This is a genomic window from Lacinutrix venerupis (assembly GCF_003663945.1).
GTDB lineage: Bacteria > Bacteroidota > Bacteroidia > Flavobacteriales > Flavobacteriaceae > Lacinutrix > Lacinutrix venerupis.
Window position 1 is genome coordinate 1 of record NZ_RCCH01000018.1, and the last position, 1,664, is coordinate 1,664.

A 1,664-nucleotide genomic window follows, 5' to 3' on the forward strand; every position below is an offset into this window, starting at 1 on the left:
GTAACGGTAACAGTAACACCAACACCAGATGCAGAAGACGATACCGCAACAACAGAAGAAGATACACCAGTAGATATCGATGTATTAGACAACGACGATTTAGGAACAGAACCAACAACCATCACCGCAGTTACTACACCAGCCAATGGAACAGCAACTATCAATGATAATGGAACACCAGCAGATCCAAGTGATGACTATGTCGTTTACACACCAAATGCAGACTTCGATGGTCCAACCGATACATTCGATTATACAATTACAGATGCTAATGGAAATGAGTCAACAGCAACGGTAACGGTAACAGTAACACCAACACCAGATGCAGTAGACGATACCGCAACAACAGAAGAAGACACACCAGTAGATATTGATGTATTAGACAACGACGATTTAGGTACAGAACCAACAACGATCACCGCAGTTACTACACCAGCCAATGGAACAGCAACTATTAATGATAATGGAACACCAGCAGATCCAAGTGATGACTATGTCGTTTACACACCAGATGCAGACTTCGATGGTCCAACCGATACATTCGATTATACAATTACAGATGCTAATGGAAATGAGTCAACAGCAACGGTAACGGTAACAGTAACACCAACACCAGACGCAGAAGACGATACCGCAACAACAGAAGAAGATACACCAGTAGATATCGATGTATTAGACAACGACGATTTAGGAACAGAACCAACAACGATCACAGCAGTTACTACACCAGCCAATGGAACAGCAACTATTAATGATAATGGAACACCAGCAGATCCAACAGATGACACAATCTTGTACACACCAGCTGCCGATTTCAATGGAACCGATACATTCGATTACACAATAACAGATTCAGATGGAAATGAGTCAACAGCAACGGTAACGGTAACAGTAACACCAACACCAGATGCAGAAGACGATACGGTTAGTACTGATGAAGACACACCAGTAGTTGTAGACGTGTTTGATAATGATGATGATATTCCAACAGATGGAACCATCACAGCAACAGATCCAGCAAACGGAACCGTTGTTATTACCGATCCAAACAACACACCAAATGATCCAAGTGATGATGTAGTAACTTACACACCAGATGCAGGATTTACAGGAACCGATACATTTGATTACACAGTTTGTGATACAGCAACACCACAGAATTGTGAAACAGCAACGGTTACAGTAACGGTAAATGCAGAAGATGTACCAGTAGCAGAAGACGATACAGTAACAGTGTCAGAAGACAGTACAGATAATGTAATTGATGTTTTAGCCGATAATGGCAATGGATTAGATGACTTTGGAGCCGATGGTCCAAATGCAGGAGCCATTACATTACCAAGTGGAACAACCACAGAAGGCGGAACAGTATCAGTAGACGATAATGGAACACCAGCAGATCCAACAGATGACACAATCTTGTACACACCAGCTGCCGATTTCAATGGAACCGATACATTCGATTATACAATAACAGATTCAGATGGAGACGAGTCAACAGCAACGGTAACCGTTACTGTAACACCACTATCAGATTTAGAAGACGATACGGTTAGTACTGATGAAGACACACCAGTAGTTGTAGACGTGTTTGATAATGATAATGATATCCCAACAGATGGCACAATCGTAGCAACAGATCCAGCAAACGGAACCGTTGTTAT

Annotated in this window: 1 protein-coding gene; it reads left to right on the top strand. The window is 41.9% G+C overall.

Annotated features, from left to right (window positions below; all coding sequences use genetic code 11):
• Positions 1-1,664: Ig-like domain-containing protein (locus CLV86_RS14145; RefSeq protein ID WP_121053312.1), on the top strand; the 1,664-nt coding region annotated here is incomplete at both ends.